The organism is Microbacterium imperiale, assembly GCF_017876655.1.
Taxonomy (GTDB): domain Bacteria; phylum Actinomycetota; class Actinomycetes; order Actinomycetales; family Microbacteriaceae; genus Microbacterium; species Microbacterium imperiale.
Map to the genome: position 1 here is coordinate 483307 of NZ_JAGIOK010000001.1, position 19032 is coordinate 502338.

Genomic DNA, 19032 nt, shown 5'->3' on the forward strand with positions numbered 1-19032 from the left:
GTGTGATCTGGCGTCAGGCCGCGTCGTGGTCGATCTCGAGGAAGGCGGCGAGCTCGTCGAGCGCCTTCTCGGCACCCTCGCCCTCAGCCTTGAGCGTGACGACGGAGCCCTTCGACGCACCGAGGCCCATGATGCTCAGGATGCTGCCGGCGTTGAGGTCGGGACCGCCCTCGACAGCGATGGTCACGGGCACGCCCTTCGACTGCACCTCCTGCACGAAGAGCTTCGCGGGGCGCGCGTGCAGGCCCGAGCTGCTGGCGATGGTGGCGGTGCGTTCTGCCATGGTGGTGTCTCCTCAGACGGTCGCGGTCGCCTCGGCCGGAGCCGGGGCGGTGGAGCTCTTGCGGACGTACTTCTTGAGCACGACGAGCAACAGCGCAGAAACGACGGTACCCGCCAGAAGCGCGACGACGAAACCCCAGACCGGATTGATGGCGAACAGCACGAAGATGCCGCCATGCGGGGCATAGCTCTGCACGGTGAACACCATGCTCAGGGCGCCGGTGATCGCGCCGCCCACCATCGAGGCGGGGATGACGCGGAGCGGGTCGGCGGCCGCGAAGGGGATCGCTCCCTCGCTGATGAACGCCGCTCCGAGCAGCCAGGCCGCTTTGCCGTTCTCGCGCTCCACCGGGGTGAACAGCGGACGGGCGAGGACCGTCGACGCGAGGGCCAGCGCCAACGGCGGCACCATGCCCGCGGTCATGACGGCAGCCATGATCAGGTACGGCGCGGTGTTCTCGGTCGAGGCGGCCGCGAGTCCCGTCGTGGCGAAGACGTAGGCGACCTTGTTGATCGGACCGCCGAGGTCGAAGCACATCATGAGACCCAGGATCACGCCGACGACGATGAGGCCGGCTCCGCTCTCCGTGAGCGAGGTCAAGCCGTCGGTGAGCAGCGCCATCAGCGCGGCGATGGGGCGGCCGAGGAACAGGATCATCAGACCCGAGGCGACGATCGACCCGAGGAGCGGGATGATCACGACGGGCATGAGTCCGCGCAGCCACCGGGGGGCCGGCAGGCGTCCCAGCCACCAGGCGACGAAGCCCGCGAGGAAACCGCCGACGATACCGCCGATGAAGCCCGCGCTCATGGTCACCGCGATCGCTCCCGCGACGAATCCGGGGGCGATGCCGGGCCGGTCGGCGATCGCGTACGCGATGTAGCCGGCGAGGGCCGCCACGAGGAAGCCCATCGAGGTCGACCCGATCATGAACGCCACGGAGCCGAGGTACTGGCCCAGGGGTCCGAAGGGCGACGTGATGTCGGTCGTGGGAAGGTTCCACAGCGCGTTGTCGATGATGACCTTCGACGCGTTCGCCGTCACCTCGTAGCCGCCGAGCGCGAAGCCCAACGCGATGAGCAGACCACCGCCGGCGACGAACGGGATCATGTAGCTGACTCCGGTCAGCAGGATGCGCTGGATCCGCGCGCCCCACGACAGGTTCTGGGTGCTCGTCTCCCCCGACGACGCACCCGCCGTCCCGCTCACGCGTGCCGCGTTCGGATCGGATGCCGCAGCCACCGCCTCGCGGATCATCTGGGCCGGCTGCTCGATGCCGCGCTTGACACCCGAGCGGATGACGGGCTTGCCGGCGAACCGCGAGATCTCGCGGACATCGACGTCGGTCGCGAAGATCACGGCGTCGGCGTCGTCGATGACGGATGCCGGCAGCGCCTGGTACCCGCTCGAGCCCTGCGGCTCGACGACGAGGTCGATGCCCGCGTCCTTGCCCGCCGCGGTGAGCGCGTCGGCGGCCATGAACGTGTGAGCGATGCCGGTCGCGCACGAGGTCACCGCGACGATGCGGGCGGGACGGCCGTCGATCTGCAGGTCGGCAGCCGTCGCGGAGGCGGGCGCCGAGGCGGAGGCGGGCGGGGTGGACGCAGCGGACGCAGGGGCCGCATCGCTCACGGCTTCGCCCTCGCCGATCGCCGTACGCACGACACGTACGACACCGTCGGCGTCGGCGGCGGCGCGCAGATCGGCCGTGAAGGTGTCCTGCATCAGGCTGCGCGCGAGCCGGGAGAGCACCGCGAGGTGCTCCTCGGACGCGTGCGCCGGGGCCGCGATGAGGAAGACGAGGTCGGCGGGACCGTCCGGTGCGCCGAAATCGACGCCCGGCTGCAAGCGGGCGAACGCGAGCGACGCCTGCGTCACCGCGGCGCTCTTCGCGTGCGGGATCGCGATGCCGCCCGGCAGACCGGTCTCATCCTTGTCTTCGCGGGCGATCGCGTCGGCCGCGAGCGCGTCGGCGTCGGTCGCGCGACCCTGCGCGGCGACGAGGCCGGCGAGGGCGCGGATGACGTCCTGCTTATCGGTCCCGAGGGGCGCGTCGAGGCTGACGAGCTCCGGGGTGATGGTGTCGGACACGGTGTCCTCCTGGTTCGGGTGTTTCGAGGGTCGGATTCAACGGGTGAGCGCGCGGACGGGGATGTCAGCGGTGGGAAGGTCGGACGCCCGCGGGGCCTGGGTTCCGTCGAGGGCAGCGGCGGCCGAGCCGTAGCGGATGGCCGACACGAGGGATGCCGCCGGGTTCGCGCCCGCCGAGACTGCGAGCAGATACCCGGCGAGCGAGCTGTCGCCCGCTCCGACGGTGCTGCGCACGCGGGTCGGCGGCGGGACGGCCGCCCATGCGCCCTCGCCGGTGACGAGCACCGCACCGTCGCCCCCGAGGGTGACGAGGGCGGTAGCGACGGCGTTCGGGACGAGTTCGCGCGCCGCGGCGTGCACCGCCTCGGCCAGATCCGTCGCCTCGGGCAAGGGCGCACCGAGCAGGTCGGCGAGCTCGTCGTCGTTCGGCTTGATCAGGTCGGGACGGCCGTCGCGCACGACCGCGCGCAGAGCCGGGCCGGAGGTGTCGACGGCGATGCGCGGGGCCTCGGCGCCCAGCCGATCACGGACGGCGTGGATGACGCGCACGTAGGCGTCCGCGGCGAGTCCCGGCGCGAGCGACCCGGCCAGCACGAGCCAGTCCGCGCCGCGAGCGGCGGCCACGACCGCGTCGATGAGCGCGGCGAGGTCGCCGTCGTTCAGCGCGACGCCGGGAAGGTTGATCTTGGTGGTCTCGCCGGCGGCATCCGTCACCGTGATGTTCGCCCGAGCACGTCCCGCGACGGGCACGGGGCGTACCTCGACATCCGCGTCGGCCAGGACAGCGGCGAAGGGGTCGGCCGGGTCGAGCGGGAGGACCGCGAGGCTGTCGCCGCCTGCCGCCCGGATCACCCGTGACACGTTGATGCCCTTGCCGCCGGCATCCTCGCGTGCGCCGCTCGCTGTCTGCACCTCACCGACGCGCAGCGGCGCGCCGAGCGACACGGTGCGGTCGAGCGACGGATGCACCGTCAGGGTCACGATCATGCGATCCATACCTCCACGTCGGCGTCGCGCAGCGCTCGCGAGAGCGCCGCGCCCGGTTCCCGATTCGTCACGACCACGTCGAGGTCGGACAGCTCGGCGAAAGAGACGAGAAGTTCCGCTTCGAACTTGTCGGCGTCGGCGAGGACGATCACCCGCCGGGCTCCCGCGACGACGGCGCGCTTGACGGCCGCCTCTTCGGGGTCCGGCGTGGTCAGCCCGGCGCCGACGGTGATGCCGTTGGCACCGAGGAACGCGACGTCCGGCCGCAGCCGCCCGATCGCCGCGACGGTGTCGGAACCGACGGCGGCGGCCGTCAGCCCGCGGACGCGTCCGCCGATCGCGGTGAGACCGACGCCCGACACGCCCGCGAGCGAATGGGCGATCGTCATCGAGTGGGTCACGACCTCGCGGCCGGACGGCGACGACTGGGCCATGAGGACGGCGAGGGCCGCGGTCGTCGTGCCCGCGTCCAGGTAGATCGATCCAGCTCCGGCGGGAAGGGCGGCGAGGGCGCGGCGCGCGATGCGCTCCTTCGCCTCGGAGTGGCGCATCGACCGCTCGGCGACGGACGGTTCGGACGTGCTGGTGCGCTCGGGCGATACCGCGCCGCCGTGCACGCGCCGCAGGGCGCCGGCCTCTTCGAGCGCGGCGAGGTCACGCCGAACGGTCTCGGTCGTGACGTCGAAGCGCGCCGCGAGGTCGACCACGGCCACGCGTCCGTCGTCGGCGAGCAATCGCTCGATGAGCTGCTGGCGCTCCGTTGCGTACACGACACCCTCCTTCGGATGCCCACACGTTACAACGCAAACACAAACAAATCAACAGAAATCAACATCGGACTCATGCATGTGCCGAAGCTGGCAGCCACCGCCTGGGACGACGAAGGGCGCCGGCTGATGCCGACGCCCTTCCGCAGAGAGAGGCTCAGGCCTCGCTCATCGCGATGACCTCCTGCTGGCCGCGGGCCGCGAGGGCAGCAGCGCGGGCAGCGATGCGGCGCTCCTGCTCGATCTGGCCGGCGTCGAGGGTCTCCTGGTCGACGTGGTAGCTGTCGACCTTGTTCACGCCGTTGTACTTGGCGATGTAGGCGTCGAGCTCCGGACCCGACTCCCACGACGTGATGAGGCAGTAGCGGGGCTCGTCGCCGTAGTGAGCGGCGGCGTGCCACAGACGCTGCGTGTCGACGATCAGCTGCGCGCCGGCCGGGAGGGCGATGCGCGTCTCCTCGCTGGGGTCGGTGCGGTTCTCGCGCAGCACGAAGTAGCTCGTCTGGTCGTCCGTCAGGTTGAAGAAGCCGCGCACGACCCACCCGGTGCCGTCCGGGTTCAGGCGGTTGTTGTCGTCCTGGTGCAGGTTGTAGAGGCAGTCGGCGTAGGTGTTCGGCTGCAGCTCGATGATGCGGCAGCGTCCGACGTTGGCACCCGGCTCCTGGGCGCGTGCGGTCAGCGTCGGCGCGATGGCGGTCTGCGAATCGATCCACACACCGTCCTTGTCGGTGCGCGGCGGCTTGTGGTTCCAGAAGCCGTTGCACTCGATCTCACCCTTGGCCGAGGCGAGGGGCGCGAACCGGGTGTCACCCGAGGACTTCCAGTCGACGTACTCGACGTCGAGCCATTCCTTCGGATCGATCTCTTTGTTGTAGCGATCGAGGACGACGTAACCGGTCTCCTCGAGGGCGGCGGACTTGATGTAACCCATGACGGATCATGACCTTTCTGTCGGACAAGCGAAGTTTTTACAGGCCCGACTGAGGTCAGCCTACCGAGCCGTTCCGAGGGCGCCAGTAGACTCGAGCGGGCTTGTCGAGGAGCGATTTCGGAGAATATGAGCACTGCCACGAATGTCGGAGCGACCGCCGTCAACACGATCAGCTGGCTGTCGGCATCCGACACGACGATCGTGGTCCCGGTCTACCAGCGGCAGTACCGCTGGGACATCGGCGGCTGCGAACAGCTGCTCGCCGACATCCGCTCGGTATCGGCCGCCGACGACGCCCACACCCACTTCATCGGCTCCATCCTCTCGACCGCCAGCACGACAACGGAGGATGACGCCCAGCTCGTGCTCATCGACGGGCAGCAGCGCATCACGACGCTCATGCTGCTCGTCGCCGCCCTGCATCACACCCTGCGCGACGACGATCCCGAGCTCGCACGCGAACTCGAGCGCGTGCTGGCCCGGGCCGACGACCCCGCGCGCACGAAGCTGCGTCCCCACCGCGCCTGGGCCGACGTGTTCGAGAGCGTCGTGCTCGACCGCCGCGCCCCGGGCGAGGAGCATCGCGAGTCGCGGTTCGACGACAACTACGCGTTCTTCCGCAGCCAGATCCGCCCCGACGAGGCGCCGACGATCTGGCGGGGGCTGCAGAAGCTCGAGCACGTCGCGATCACGCTCGGCGAAGGAGCCAACGCCCAGCAGATCTTCGAGAGCCTGAACTCGACCGGCGAGCCGCTGCGCGACCACGAGCTCATCCACAACTACGTCCTCATGGGACTCTCGCACGGCGAGCAGATCGAGATCGAGAACGACTTCTGGGTGCCGATCGAGCGCAACACCGGCGACGCCATCGGCGCGTTCTGGAATCACTTTCTCGTGATGCTCACCGGCCGCGAGGTCCTCGTCACCGGTGGCCGCGGCGTCTACGACGTCTTCCGCCAGCAGTTCCCGCGGCTCGACATCGATACGCTGCGTGCGCACGCGGCCTCATGGCGGGAGTACTCCGAGATCTATCGCGAGATGGTCGACCCCGCCGCGAGCACGGATGCCGAACTGGCCCGTCAACTCGGCTACCTCAACGTGCTCGGGCGCAACATGTACCCGCTCGTGATGCGTCTCGTGCACGACGCCCGTGCCGGGCTCCTCCCCCGCGCCGAACTCCTCGCGCGGATCGAGGACGTGCAGGCGCTGCTGCTGCGCCGCACCGTCGTCGGGATCGCCACCGACCGCCTCGTCGCACGCCTGTGCCGGGCCTACGCCCAGGGCGCGGACGCCCTCACCCGAGCCATCGCGCGCATCACGCCCTCGGACGAGCGCGTGCGCGTCGGCGTGAAGTACGGCGATCTGCCGCATCCGCGCTACGTGCTCGGCCGCCTCGCGGACGTCGATCCCGCGGCTCCGCTCGACGTCTCGCCGGTGTTCCCCGCCGCGGCGGGCGACGACTGGTCCGGCGACGGCCATCGCCGCTTCGCCGATTACAGCGAGGACGAGCAGAACAGTCACCGTGCGCTCGCGCACACGCTGGGCAACCTGACGCTGCTCGAGCAGGACCTCGCGGAGCGCGCGCTCGACGCCACCTATCCCGAGCTGCGATCGCTTCTTCGCCGCAGCGACGTGGCGATGGCGCGCGAGGTCGCCGACAACGACAGCTGGGACACACGGGCGATCGGCGCCCGCACCGAGCGGCTCGCGCAGCGATTCGTCGAGGTGTGGCGACGCCCGCCGCTGACCGGGATCGACGACGACAACCTGACCCCGATCCTCGACGCGAAGCTCCGCCGCGGATGGCCGCGCGGCTGGCAGCGCGAGTTCGACTACGTCGAGTTCCGCGGCGAGCACTGGGAGGTGCCGGACGTCCGCTACCTCTTCAACCGCGTGTTCAAGCGGCTGTGGGTCGACTCCCGGCAGAGCGTCATCGACTTCAGCGCACGGCGCGGCGGCCCCGTGTACCCCGCCATGGCGTGGAACGGACAGTGGGACGAGCTCGGCGAGGGGAGCTACCTCTACATGGGTTGGGACTCGCGCTACATGCTCACCGCCGTGCAGGGTGTCCTCGACGAAGCTGGCTGGGCCGCAGAGGTCTTCGTGAAGTACTCCTACATCGGCGACGCGATGCGCTGAGGCGTAGCAGAGTCGCGGGTGCGTAGTCAACAACCCGCGCGAAGCGGGCGAGGAGCGTAGCTTCGCTGTTGTACGTGAGCGGCTCGGTAGAGACGGTGTTCGGGTCACTTTCTCCCAGACCTCACTGACGGCCCCGCTGTGAGTCACTCCAGCGGGGCCGTCCCCTTTCCTCTGTGCCGGTTCCGGGGGTGGTTGGACGTACAATCGCGTGTGCTCCCCGACACGCTCTCCCCGACTTCCGTCGCGCCCAGCGGCATCGACCCCGACGATCTCGCCGCTACCCTGCGCGTTCTCGCGCAGCTGGCCGACATCGACCATCGGCATCCCGACTACGCGACCGTTCGGCAGGCGACCGCCGCGATGTTCAAGGCGGCGAAGAAGGTGCGCCGGCGCGAGATCCGGGATGCCGTCGCCTCGGCCGACCGCGCCGTCGTCCATGCCACGGCGACGGGAGCTCCGGATCGGATCGACGACGAGACCCGCGGCATCCCCATCTCGTCCTCGACCACCGCGCCGATCGCCGGCACGCTCATCAAGGCGCGCGCCTGCTACATCTGCAAGCAGCCGTACACGATCGTCGACGCGTTCTACCACCAGCTCTGCCCGGACTGCGCGGCGATGAGCCACGCCAAGCGCGACGCGCGCACCGACCTCTCCGGCCGCCGCGCCCTCCTGACGGGTGGCCGCGCCAAGATCGGCATGTACATCGCGCTGCGACTGCTGCGCGACGGCGCTCACACGACGATCACCACGCGCTTCCCGCGGGATGCGGTCCGCCGGTTCCGGAGCCTGCCCGACTCGGCCGAGTGGATCGATCGCCTCAAGATCGTGGGCATCGACCTGCGCGACCCCGCACAGGTCGTCGGCCTCGCCGACGATGTCGCCGCGGCGGGTCACCTCGACATCCTCATCAACAACGCGACGCAGACCGTTCGCCGCTCCCCGGGCGCTTACCAGCCGCTCGTCGACGCCGAGCTGTCGCCGCTGCCCGACGGCCCGCTGCCCGAGCTGGTCACGTTCGGTCACACCAACGACATGCACCCGCAGGCGCTCGAGCGCTCGGTCAACGCGCACCCGATCCTCGCCGCCGCCGCCTCGCGTGCCGACGAGCTGACGGAACAGGCCATGGCCGCCGGTTCCAGCTCGCTCGAGCGACTCGCCGCCGGCACCGCGATCGACGCGGGCGGCCTCATCCCCGACCTCGACGGCGTGAACTCATGGACCCAGCGCGTCGGCGACGTCGACCCGCTCGAGATGCTCGAGGTGCAGCTGGCGAACACGACGGCGCCGTTCCTGCTCGTCTCGAAGCTGCGTGCCTCGCTCGCGGCGAGCCCGGCACGCCGGACCTACGTCGTCAACGTCAGTGCGATGGAGGGCGTGTTCAACCGCGGCTACAAGGGCCCGGGCCACCCGCACACCAACATGGCCAAAGCCGCCGTGAACATGCTGACGCGCACGAGCGCCCGCGAGATGTTCGAGACCGACGGCATCCTCATGACGAGCGTCGACACCGGCTGGATCACCGACGAGCGCCCGCACCCGACGAAGGTGCGCCTCGCCGAAGAGGGCTTCCACGCCCCGCTCGACCTCGTCGACGGCGCCGCGCGCGTCTACGACCCGATCGTCCGCGGCGAGGCCGGCGAGGACCTGTTCGGCGTGTTCCTCAAGGACTACTCCCCCGGCGCATGGTGAGACTTCCGGCCCCCGGGAACCGCGTCGTCGTCCGCTACCTGCTGCCGACGGGGCAGGCCACCGATGTCCTCGGCGAGCTGCTGAGCGCCGACGACGAGCTGGTCGTCGTCGATGGCAAGCGTGGCGTCGAGCGCATTCGCCGCACGGACATCGTTGCCGCTAAGCCGGTGCCCCCGCCGCCGGCGCCGCGACCGCGTCGCACCTGAGACCGCAGCACCGCATGACGCGCATGGACGCTGCGCGTCGGCGTCAGTCCGAGGCCCCGCCGTCGCCCGCGCCGGGGTCGGCCACCGGGATCGGGATCGACGCGATGCCGGAGGCGGAGCCGAAGACGGCCGCGCCCGGGTCCGCGACCGGCGGCGCGTCCGGCAGCAGTTCGGCGTCGGAGCGCGGGCGGTGCGGCTCGGACGGCAGTCCGGCCCACTCGCTCGGGTCTTCGGGTCGCTGCGTGAAGAGTCCCATACGTCCATTGTCGCGCTGCGGGGCGCCCCTCGACACAGCCGACGGATCGTCTTGGGAGGATCGTTCTCGGCGGCGTGCCGCCGGCGCCCCGAGGATCGAGAGGGACTGACGTGCGAAATCCGCCTCCCGAAGCCGACGCTCCGCGTGCTCCCCACACGCCGGTGCTGCTCGCGACGCAGCTTCTCTTCAACACGGGCTTCTACGCGGTTGTCCCGTTCCTCGCACTCGTCCTCTCGGAAGATTTCGGTGTCGCGGCGGCTGCCGTCGGGCTCATCCTGGGCGTGCGCACCTTCGCGCAACAGGGCATGTTCCTCGTCGGCGGTGTGCTCGCCGACCGCATCGGCGCCCGCCGCGTGATTCTCCTCGGGTGCGCCGTCCGGGTCGCCGGGTTCGCGACGTTGGCTGCGTCCCTCATGGTGGCGTCGCCACAGCTCGCGCTGTTCGTCACGGGTACCGTGCTCACGGGTCTGGGCGGCGCGCTCTTCTCACCGGGACTCAACGTCCTGCTCGCGGATGCCGAGCACCGCCGCTCCCCGGCGGTGCACGGACGACGCGCATCACTCTTCGCCTGGCTGAGCATCACGGGTGAGCTGGGCGCCGTGATCGGCCCGATCCTCGGCGCGGCACTTCTCGGTTGGGGCTTCGCCACGGTCGCCCTCTTCGGTGCCGCCTTCTTCGTTCTCATCGGGCTGTTCCTGGCGTACGCGTTGCCGGCGCCGACGCGCGTCGCGGCTCGCGGAGCACATGACACCCGCCACGGACGGTGGTGGTCGCTGCGCGATCGCCGCTTCGTCGGCTTCTCGACCGCGCACGCAGCTGATCTGCTCGCCTACAACCAGCTCTACCTCGCCCTACCGCTGCAGCTGGCGATGACGCCCGGCGCTGCGCCGGCGACGGCGGCGATGTTCGCGTGGGTCTCGCTGCTCACGCTCACGCTCCAGCTGCCCGTGGCCCGCTGGTCGGCGTCCGTGGGCGCGGCGGTCGCGCTGCGGACCGGGTACCTGCTGTCGGCCGCCGGATTCGCCGTCATGGCGGTCGGCGCGCTGTCGCCCGTGACGGATGCGGTGCGCGTCACGATCGTCTTCGTCGCTGCGTCGCTCGTCGTGATGGGTCACATGACGACCCATCCCACTGCGCTGTCGCTCGCCCCTCGCTTCGCGGGGCTCCACCCCACCGGATCGTTCTTCGGCCTGCTTGCGACCTGCGGCGGCATCGCGGTGCTCGTGGGCAACCTCATCTTCGGCGCGCTTCTCGGAATCGACGGGATGCCGGCCGCGGCATGGCTCTTCCTCGCCGCGCCGCTCATCGTCGCGGCGCTCGTGGCCCCTCGGCTGGTGCCGGCGAATCGTCCGGCGTGACGTCCGTACGCGCCAGAGAAGCAGAAAACCCCGCCTGAGCGGGGTTTTCGTGAAGCTGGGGTACCTGGACTCGAACCAAGAACAACTGAACCAGAATCAGCCGTGTTGCCAATTACACCATACCCCATGGTCGGTTTGACCTCAGTCGCACCGAGGATCAACTATACCTGACGGATGCGGTGCGACCTAACCGACCGCCGCCCGGGCGCGTCAGCCGACGCGCTGCACGAGAGCGTCGAGCCGTCGGATGGTCTCGGCCTTGCCGAGAAGCTCCATCGACTCGAACAGCGGCGGCGAGACGCGACGGCCGCTGAGGGCGACACGCAGCGGGCCGTAGGCGACGCGCGGCTTGAGGCCGAGCCCCTCGATCAGCGCGGGGGCCAGAGCGTCCTGCACGGCCGCGGCCGTGAACCCCTGCTCGGGAACCAGCTCGAGGGCGCCGACCGACGCGACGAGCACCTCGCCCGCGTTCGCCGGAAGGCCCGACAGCGCGTCGTCGTCGTACGCGATGTCGGAACGGAACAGGAAGCCGAGCAGCCCCGGCGCGTCACCGAGCAGCTGCATCCGCTCCTGCACGAGCGGCGCGGCGGCCTCGAGGATCTCGCGCTCGCCCGCGGTGGGCGGGTTCTCGATCAGGCCCGCACCGGCGAGGTAGGGCACGAGGCGCTCGGCGAAGTCGGCCGGCGCGAGCATCCGCACGTGGTCGCCGTTGATCGACTCGGCCTTCTTCTGATCGAACCGGGCGGGGTTGGGGTTCACGTCGGCGATGTCGAACGCGGCGATGAGCTCGTCGCGCGAGAAGACGTCGCGGTCGGCCGCGATCGACCAGCCCAGCAGCGACAGGTAGTTGAGCAGCCCCTCGTGGATGAAGCCCTTCTCGCGCTGCAGGAAGAGGTCGGCTTTCGGGTCGCGCTTCGACAGCTTCTTGTTGCCGGTCTCGCCGAGCACGAGAGGCATGTGGCCGAATCGCGGCACGAAGTCGGTGACACCCGCCTCGATGAGCGCGGCGTACAGGGCGAGCTGGCGCGCCGTCGAGGGCATGAGGTCCTCGCCGCGCAGGACGTGCGTGATGCCCATGAGCGCGTCGTCGACGGGGTTTACGAACGTGTACAGCGGGATGCCGCCGGCGCGCACGATCACGAAGTCGGGGAACGACCCGGCGGGGAATGTGACCTCGCCGCGGATGAGGTCGACGTAGGTCAGGTCGTGGTCGGGCACGCGCAGGCGCCACGCGGGCTCGCGCCCCTCGGCACGGAAGGCGGCCTTCTGCTCGTCGGTGAGGTCACGGTCGTAGTTGTCGTAGCCGAGCTGCTTCGCGCGGCCGTTGGCCTCGTTGCGCGCATCGATCTCTTCGGCCGTCGAATACGACTCGTAGACGACGCCGGCGGCGATGAGCTTGTCGAGCACTCCGCGGTAGAGCTCGTGACGCTGCGACTGGCGGTACGGGGCGTGCGGACCGCCCTTCTCGACGCCCTCGTCCCAGTCGATCTCGAGCCAACGCAGCGCCTCGAGCAGCTGCTGGTAGCTCTCCTCGCTGTCACGCGCGGCGTCGGTGTCTTCGATGCGGAAGACCATCTTGCCGCCGTTGTGGCGCGCGTAGGCCCAGTTGAACAGGGCCGTGCGGATGAGACCGACGTGCGGCAGACCGGTCGGCGAGGGGCAGAACCGCACACGGATGTCGGATCCGATGGCGGTCGTGGTGGCGGGGTGAGGTGCGCTGGACATCCCCTCCAGCTTAGTTCTCGCGCGCGCCGGTGCCGGTGAGCTCCCCCACCACGGCTCGGAGATGGCCGAGCACGGATGCCACCGCCGGAACGCGTCCCGCTCCCCCGGCCGACACGGCGTGGATCGCGCGACGCTCGCTCGCCGGCAACGGCCGGGTCACGACACCCGGCAGGACGGGGAACGACGACACCGCGAGTCCCGGCAGCGTCGCGACGCCGATTCCCTGCGCGACGAGCTGTTCGACGGCGACGAAGTTGTCGGTCTCGAAGCGGATGGCCGGGACGAAGCCCGCGCGCCCGCACACCTCGAGCAGGTGCCCCCGGCAGCGCGGGCACCCGGCGATCCAGTCCTCGTCGGCGAGCGGGGCGATCTCGATCGGGCCGGCGCCGCCCGCGGCTGGGTGGTCGGCCGGCAGCACCGCGAGCAGCTCGTCGTAGCCGATCACCTCGGTATCGAGCCCACGGGCGCTCTCGCCGTGCGGATCGCTGCGGTCGCCGGGGTAGCCGAATGTGAGCGCGATGTCGGCCCGGTCGGCGCGGACGTCCGCGATCGCCTCCGGCGGCTCCGCCTCGACGTAGGTCAGCGTGAGCCCGGGCTCGGCCTGAGCGAGCCGATCCATCAGGCGCGGCAGCACCGTCGGCGACGCCGAGGGGAAACCGACCATGCGGACGGTTCCCGACCGCAGCCCGGCCAGCTCCGCGAGCTCTCCGGAAGCCGCCTCGATGACGGTCGCGACGGCGGCGGCGTGCCGGGCGATGACGCGGCCGGCCTCGGTCAGCCGCATCCGTCTTCCGACGCGTTCCACGACGGGTACTCCGAGCCGCTGCTCGAGCCGTTTGACCTGCTGACTCACCGCCGGCTGACTGTAGCCGAGGGATGTCGCGGCGGCGGTGATCGAGCCGCCGTCGGCGATCGCGCGCACGATGCGCAGCTCGGCGACGTCGAGACGGTAGTCGGGGGCGCTCATGCTCATAGATAACTGGACGTGATGCTTTGCATGCAAGTCCTGCCGTAGACCAATACGTCGTGTTGATCGACGCTGGAACCATGCAGACGACAGCCCTCTCGCCCGACGAGCTCCACGGCGCGTTCACCGGTGCGCGCGGGTATCTCGCAGCCTGCAGCACCGGCCTGCCGACCCGCGATACGCGCGCAGCCGTGCTCGCCGACCTCGACGCACGTCCCGACCTCCTTCATTACGCCGCGGTCGCGGAACGATGCCGCACGCACTTCGCGCGCCTGGTGACGACCTCGGCCGACCGCGTCGCGCTCGGCTCGCAGACCTCGGTCATGGTCGGCATGATCGCCGCCTCGCTGCCCGACGGTGCCACCGTGCTGTGTCCGGAGGGCGAGTTCTCATCGCTCGTGATGCCCTTCGCCCACGCCGGCCGGGGCATCCGCGTCCGCACCGTCCCGCTGGCCGACCTCGCCGACGGGATCGGGCCGGAAATCGACCTCGTGGCGTTCTCGATCGTCCAGTCCGCGACGGGCGAGGTCGCGGACGCCGACGCCATCGTCGACGCCGCCCGACGGCACGGGGCGAAGACCCTCTGCGACGCGACCCAGGCGGTGGGCTGGCTGCCCGTCCGGGCCGACGCCTTCGATGCCCTCGTCTGCCACGCCTACAAGTGGCTCTGCGCGCCGCGCGGCGTCGCGTTCCTGGCGTTGAGCGACGACTTCGCAGCGACCCTGCATCCCATTCACGCCGGCTGGTACGCCGGCGAGAACCCCTGGGCCGCGTGCTACGGAACCGACGCGTCGCTCGCGCGTTCGGCGCGACGATTCGACGTCTCACCCGCCTGGCAGGCGATGGTCGGCGCGGAACCCGCGCTCGCGATGTTCGCGGATGCCGACCCGGTCGCCCTCCACGCCCGCGTGACGGGCCTCGCGACGGCGTTCCGCACGCGCCTCGGCCTGCCCGAGCCGATGGTCCCCACACCGATCGTCACGTGGCCGGACGCCGACGGCGCCGACCTCGCCCGACTGACCGCCGCGGGCATCGTCGCATCGGGTCGACGGGGCAACGCGCGCGTCGCCTTCCACGTCTTCAACGACGAGGGCGACGTCGAGGCGGCGGCGCTCGCTCTGCTCGGCTGAGGAGCGACGACGGCGTCGCGCGTCAGGCGACGAGCGCCCAGCCGGTCGACGCGAGGCCGTCGACCATGTGCGACTGCCCGCCGAAGTCGATGCCGTCCGTGAAGAAACTGATGATCACCAGCGCGAACATCAGCGCGATCGAGAGGAAGAGGATCGCGCTCGACACGAGGGCGATGATCAGCTGTGATCGGGGACTCATGACACCACCGTGACAGGGTTCGCGCCCGGATCCAAATGCTTGCTCCCCCCGCGGGGAGCGGCTAGGTGCTGCGGGCGCGCCCCGACCCTGACCCGGCGACCGCCGGCCGCCGGACGAACAGCGCTCCCAACGAGACCAGCGCAACGATCGCGAGGGCGCTCGCGGCGAGCCCGGGATAGCCGATGATCCCCAGGACTCCCCCGGCCGCTGCCGCCCCCGCCGCCCCGACGACGTTCATGACGGCGTCGCTGCGCCCCTGACGCGCCGTCCGGTGCCGAGGCGACGACGCTTCGGTCAGCAGCGCCGAGCCGGCCACGGTCGCCGCACTCCAGCCGAGGCCCAGCAGGATGAGCGAGACGGTGACCGCGGGGGCCGACTCCGCACCCCACGCGGCCACCACGAGTGCTGCGGCGAGCAGCAGCTGGCCGAGGAGGATCGTGGGCACCCGCCCGAGGCGGTCGGCCACCAGTCCGAACACCGGAGACAGCGCGTACATCCCGGCGATGTGCAGGCTGATCGTGAGCCCGACGACCGACAGGTCGGCCCCGTGATGGACCAGGTGCAGCGGTGTCATCGCCATGACCGAGACCATGACGCCGTGAGACCCCGCGATCGCGACGACGGCGTAGCGCGCCGTCGTCGGTCGGTCCGCGGGCGCGCTGTCCGCCGCCGGACCGGGCGCCTGCGTCGCGGCCGAGTCGCGCGCCACCAGCAACGGGTCGGGCCGCAGCGCAGCCAGGTACAGCGCGATCGCGAGCACCTGAGCGACAGCGGTGAACACGTACGGGCCGGTCAGCGGCGGCATCCCCAGAGCGTCGCCCAGGCGCTCGCCCGGACCGACGAGGTTCGGCCCGAGCACTGCACCGAAGGTCGTCGCCCACACCACGACCGAGAGGTCACGACCCCGGGTGCGGTCGGTCGCGAGGTCGGTCGCCGCGAACCGCGACTGCAGGTTCGCCGCCTGCCCGGCACCGATCAGCGCGAACGCGACCAGCAGGATCGGGAAGGCACCGAGGGCCGTTCCGACCACCACGAGGCCGACCCCGGCCAGCGCCAGCGCCATCCCCAGCGTCAGCGGGGGGCGCCGCCCCGCGCGCGAGGCGAACGACGCGAGCGGCACCGCGAGCAGCGCCGCGCCGAGGGTCACGGCCGCCGTGGGCAGGCCGGCCAGCGCCTCATCGCCGGTGATGCGCTCGGTGATGACGGCGCCCAGCGAGATCGTCGAGCCGAAGCCGATGCCACCCAGCACCTGGCCGAGCGACAGCACGAGGAGCGCACGGCGGCGGACGGCCTCTCGCGAGGCATCCGTCAGCGGGACAGCTGAGCGCTCAGGCATCCCGGACGATGTTGCGGAGGATGCCGAGACCGTCGATCTCGACTTCCACCACATCGCCCGCCACGAGCGGGCCGACGCCCGCCGGCGTTCCGGTCAGGATGACGTCGCCGGGCAGCAGGGTGAACGCCGCCGAGGCGTACGCGATGAGGTCGGCGATGCCGTGCACCATGTCGGTCAGCGGCGCGCGCTGCTTCTCCTCGCCATTGACGCGGGCCACGAGCTCGGCCTGTGCGGGGTCGAACTCGGTCTCGATCGCGGGGCCGAGGGGGCAGAAGGTGTCGAACCCCTTCGCGCGCGCCCACTGACCGTCGCTGCGCTGCAGGTCGCGAGCGGTGACGTCGTTGGCGATCGCATACCCGAACACGTGCTCGAGCGCATCATCCGCCGTCACGTTGCGGGTGACCTTGCCGATGACGACGGCCAGCTCGCCCTCGAAGTCGACCTGCTGCGACTGGGTCGGACGCACGATCGCGTCGCCGGGACCGATCACCGAGGTGTTCGGCTTGAAGAACAGCAGCGGCTCGGCGGGCACCTCGTTGCCGAACTCGGCGGCATGGTCGCGGTAGTTGCGACCCACCGCGATGATCTTCGACCGCGGGATGACGGGAGCCAGCAGCACGGCGTCGCCGAGGGCGACGCGCTCGCCTGTCGTGTCGTAGCCGGCGTACATCGGGTCGCCGGCCAGGGTGACGAGTTCGGTGCCGTCGAGGATGCCGTAGCGGATGGTCTCGTTGTGCGAGAAGCGAACGATCTTCACGGTCAGCCGTCCAGCCGCACGAGCCAGCCGTGCTTGTCTTCGCGCCGGCCGTACTGGATGTCGGTCAGCTCCTCCCGCAGCGACAGCGCGAGCTCGCCGACGGGCTGCTCGTCGAAGAAGTCGCGGCCCTTGAGCACGCCGATCGGCGTCACGACTGCGGCCGTGCCGCAGGCGAAGACCTCGACGATGTCACCGGAAGCCACACCCTGGCGCCACTCGTCGAGCGACACGGCCCGGCCCTCGACCTTGTGTCCGCGGTCACGGGCGAGCTGCAGGATCGAATCGCGCGTGATGCCCTCGAGGATCGAGTCGGACTGCGGCGTGACGATCGTGCCGTCCTTGTAGACGAACACGACGTTCATGCCGCCGAGCTCCTCGACGTTGCGGTCCTGATCGAGGAAGACGACCTGGTCGCACTCGTTCTCGTACGCCTCGGCCTGCGGCAGCAGGCTCGACGCGTAGTTGCCGCCGGTCTTGGCCGCGCCCGTGCCGCCCTTGCCGGCACGCGCGTAGTCCTCGCTCAGCCAGATGGAGACGGGCTTGACTCCCCCGGTGAAGTACGCACCCGCCGGGCTCGCGATGACGTAGTACGCGACCTTGTTCGCGGGGCGCACACCGAGGAACGCCTCCTTCGCGAACATGAACGGTCGCAGGTACAGCGACTGGTCGGCCCCCGAGGGCACCCAGTCGCCGTCGACGGCGATGAGTTCGCGCAGCGACTGGATGAACCACTCGACCGGCAGCTCAGGCAGCGCGAGGCGACGGGCCGAACGCTGCAGCCGGCGGCCGTTCTGGTCGGGGCGGAAGGTGTGCACCGATCCGTCGGCGTGGCGGTAAGCCTTGATGCCCTCGAAGATCTCCTGCCCGTAGTGCAGTACGGCCGCGGCCGGGTCGAGCGAGATCGGACCGTAGGGCTGGACGCGGGGGCGGTGCCAGCCGCCGCGGACGGACCAGCAGATGTCGACCATGTGGTCGGTGAAGTGCGTGCCGAAGCCCGGGTTCGCGAGGATCTCGTCGCGGCGCGCGGGGGCGGCGGCGGCGAGGTTGCGGGTCACGGCGAACTCGAGCGGCTCGAGTCCGGCGTCGGGGTCGTTTTCGAGAAGAGTCATGTGTCGTCCAAGCGGGTGTGAGGCGAGGCGGTGTCCAGGCTACGCCTGCAGGCGTGCCACGATCGCGTCGCCGATCTGTGGGGTGGAGCGGGCGTCCGAGGTGCGGGCGGCGATGTCGGTTTCGACGGCTCGGGTCACGCGTTCGGCGTGATCGCGCAGCCCGAGGTGATCGAGCATGAGCGCGACCGAGAGGATCGCTGCGGTCGGGTCGGCCTTCTGCTGACCCGCGATGTCGGGCGCCGATCCGTGGACGGGCTCGAACATCGACGGGAACGCGCCGTCGGGGTTGATGTTCCCCGAAGCGGCGAGGCCGATGCCTCCGGTGACGGCGCCGGCCAAGTCGGTCAGGATGTCGCCGAAGAGGTTGTCGGTGACGATCACGTCGAAGCGGCCCGGGTTCGTGACCAGGAAGATCGTCGCCGCGTCGACGTGCAGGTAGTCTACGGCGACCTCGGGGTGCTCCGCGGCCACCTGGTCGACGATGCGCTTCCAGATGCCTCCCGCGTGCACCAGGACGTTGGTCTTGTGCACCAGCGTGAGCTTCTGTCGCCGGCGTTCGGCCAATGCGAAGGCATAGCGCACGACACGCTCGACTCCGAACGCGGTGTTGACGGAGGTCTCGTTCGCCACCTCGTGGGGTGTCCCCCGCCGGATCGAGCCGCCGTTGCCGACGTACGGCCCCTCCGTGCCCTCGCGAACGACGACGAAGTCGATGTCGCCCGGGTCGGCCAGCGGACCGGGGACGCCGGGGTACAGCTTCGACGGGCGCAGGTTGACGTAGTGGTCGAGCTCGAACCGCAGCTTCAGCAGCAGTCCACGCTCGATGTTGCCGTCGCGCAGCCGCGGGTCGCCGGGCACGCCGCCGACAGCACCCAGGAGGATCGCGTCATGGTCTGCGATCGCCCCGAGGTCGTCGTCGGTGAGCGTGTCGCCGGTCTCGAGGAACCGGCCTGCCCCGAGTGAGAACCGGGTCTTGTCGAAAGCAACGTCCGACCCGGCGATCACGGCGTCGAGGACCTTCTCGGCCTCCGCGACGACCTCGGGTCCGATTCCATCGCCCGGGATGACGGCAAGCTTCACGACGCGTGACATCGCTCTC

Annotated in this window: 18 protein-coding genes and 1 tRNA gene; 5 read left to right on the forward strand and 14 right to left on the reverse strand. The window is 70.6% G+C overall.

Features of this window, described 5'->3' with window-relative positions:
* Positions 1–13 precede the first annotated feature (13 nt).
* From JOF37_RS02325 to JOF37_RS02345, 5 genes are all read right to left on the reverse strand, one after another.
* Positions 14–283 (reverse strand): HPr family phosphocarrier protein, encoded by a 270-nt coding sequence (locus JOF37_RS02325; RefSeq protein WP_210004729.1) that lies wholly within the window; start codon positions 281–283, stop codon positions 14–16.
* A 12-nt stretch (positions 284–295) separates the two neighbouring features.
* On the reverse strand, positions 296–2374 hold the full coding sequence (locus JOF37_RS02330; RefSeq protein ID WP_210004730.1) for a PTS fructose transporter subunit IIABC: 2079 nt from the start codon (positions 2372–2374) through the stop codon (positions 296–298).
* A gap of 36 nt (positions 2375–2410) precedes the next feature.
* Positions 2411–3361, reverse strand: a complete 951-nt coding sequence (locus tag JOF37_RS02335) for a 1-phosphofructokinase family hexose kinase (RefSeq protein ID WP_210007643.1) — start codon at positions 3359–3361, stop codon at positions 2411–2413.
* A complete protein-coding gene (locus JOF37_RS02340; RefSeq protein WP_210004731.1) occupies positions 3358–4131 on the reverse strand; it encodes a DeoR/GlpR family DNA-binding transcription regulator in 774 nt (257 codons plus the stop codon). The genes JOF37_RS02335 and JOF37_RS02340 overlap by 4 nt, the downstream gene beginning before the upstream one ends.
* 154 nt (positions 4132–4285) lie before the next feature.
* Positions 4286–5059 carry a hypothetical protein gene (locus JOF37_RS02345; RefSeq protein ID WP_210004732.1) on the reverse strand — a complete coding sequence of 258 codons (774 nt, stop codon included), beginning with the start codon at positions 5057–5059 and terminating at the stop codon, positions 4286–4288.
* A 126-nt stretch (positions 5060–5185) separates the two neighbouring features.
* Here JOF37_RS02345 and JOF37_RS02350 point away from each other — a divergent pair, with 126 nt between their 5' ends.
* The 3 genes from JOF37_RS02350 to JOF37_RS02360 all read left to right on the forward strand — a co-directional run bounded on the left by JOF37_RS02350 (position 5186) and on the right by JOF37_RS02360 (position 9096).
* Entirely contained in the window at positions 5186–7198 is a 2013-nt protein-coding gene (locus tag JOF37_RS02350) for a DUF262 domain-containing protein (RefSeq protein WP_210004735.1), read from the forward strand.
* A gap of 210 nt (positions 7199–7408) precedes the next feature.
* Positions 7409–8890: an SDR family NAD(P)-dependent oxidoreductase gene (locus JOF37_RS02355; RefSeq protein WP_210004741.1), complete on the forward strand. Its 1482-nt coding sequence runs from the start codon at positions 7409–7411 to the stop codon at positions 8888–8890.
* Positions 8884–9096: a putative acetyltransferase gene (locus JOF37_RS02360; protein ID WP_210004742.1), complete on the forward strand. Its 213-nt coding sequence runs from the start codon at positions 8884–8886 to the stop codon at positions 9094–9096. Before JOF37_RS02355 ends, JOF37_RS02360 begins: the two co-directional genes overlap by 7 nt.
* Positions 9097–9139: 43 nt before the next feature.
* On the opposite strand, the gene JOF37_RS02365 is transcribed toward JOF37_RS02360, so the two are convergent.
* Positions 9140–9352, reverse strand: a complete 213-nt coding sequence (locus JOF37_RS02365) for a hypothetical protein (RefSeq protein WP_210004743.1) — start codon at positions 9350–9352, stop codon at positions 9140–9142.
* Positions 9353–9462: 110 nt separating this feature from the next.
* Here JOF37_RS02365 and JOF37_RS02370 point away from each other — a divergent pair, with 110 nt between their 5' ends.
* Positions 9463–10710 (forward strand): MFS transporter, encoded by a 1248-nt coding sequence (locus JOF37_RS02370; RefSeq protein ID WP_210004744.1) that lies wholly within the window; start codon positions 9463–9465, stop codon positions 10708–10710.
* Between the two features lie 55 nt (positions 10711–10765).
* On the opposite strand, the gene JOF37_RS02375 is transcribed toward JOF37_RS02370, so the two are convergent.
* The 3 genes from JOF37_RS02375 to JOF37_RS02385 form a co-directional block, all read right to left on the reverse strand.
* Positions 10766–10837: transfer RNA gene (locus JOF37_RS02375), tRNA-Gln, on the reverse strand.
* Between the two features lie 83 nt (positions 10838–10920).
* Positions 10921–12435, reverse strand: coding sequence for a glutamate--tRNA ligase (gltX, locus tag JOF37_RS02380; RefSeq protein ID WP_210004745.1), 1515 nt, complete (start codon positions 12433–12435; stop codon positions 10921–10923).
* 10 nt (positions 12436–12445) lie between these two features.
* On the reverse strand, positions 12446–13408 hold the full coding sequence (locus tag JOF37_RS02385; RefSeq protein WP_210004747.1) for a LysR family transcriptional regulator: 963 nt from the start codon (positions 13406–13408) through the stop codon (positions 12446–12448).
* A gap of 74 nt (positions 13409–13482) precedes the next feature.
* On the opposite strand from JOF37_RS02385, the gene JOF37_RS02390 reads away from it, so the two are divergent.
* Positions 13483–14532, forward strand: coding sequence for an aminotransferase class V-fold PLP-dependent enzyme (locus JOF37_RS02390; RefSeq protein ID WP_210004749.1), 1050 nt, complete (start codon positions 13483–13485; stop codon positions 14530–14532).
* A gap of 22 nt (positions 14533–14554) precedes the next feature.
* Here the strand turns inward: JOF37_RS02390 and JOF37_RS02395 are convergent, their stop codons facing one another.
* The 5 genes from JOF37_RS02395 to JOF37_RS02415 form a co-directional block, all read right to left on the reverse strand.
* Positions 14555–14731: a hypothetical protein gene (locus JOF37_RS02395; protein ID WP_210004751.1), complete on the reverse strand. Its 177-nt coding sequence runs from the start codon at positions 14729–14731 to the stop codon at positions 14555–14557.
* Positions 14732–14792: 61 nt separating this feature from the next.
* A complete protein-coding gene (locus JOF37_RS02400) occupies positions 14793–16067 on the reverse strand; it encodes an MFS transporter (RefSeq protein ID WP_210004752.1) in 1275 nt (424 codons plus the stop codon).
* The gene (locus tag JOF37_RS02405; RefSeq protein WP_210004754.1) at positions 16060–16824 is read right to left on the reverse strand and encodes a fumarylacetoacetate hydrolase family protein; all 765 of its coding nucleotides are present in this window, start codon (positions 16822–16824) and stop codon (positions 16060–16062) included. Before JOF37_RS02405 ends, JOF37_RS02400 begins: the two co-directional genes overlap by 8 nt.
* 2 nt (positions 16825–16826) lie before the next feature.
* Entirely contained in the window at positions 16827–17933 is a 1107-nt protein-coding gene (locus JOF37_RS02410; RefSeq protein WP_210004755.1) for a branched-chain amino acid aminotransferase, read from the reverse strand.
* 39 nt (positions 17934–17972) lie between these two features.
* On the reverse strand, positions 17973–19025 hold the full coding sequence (locus JOF37_RS02415; protein WP_210004756.1) for a 3-isopropylmalate dehydrogenase: 1053 nt from the start codon (positions 19023–19025) through the stop codon (positions 17973–17975).
* Between the last annotated feature and the right edge of the window lie 7 nt (positions 19026–19032).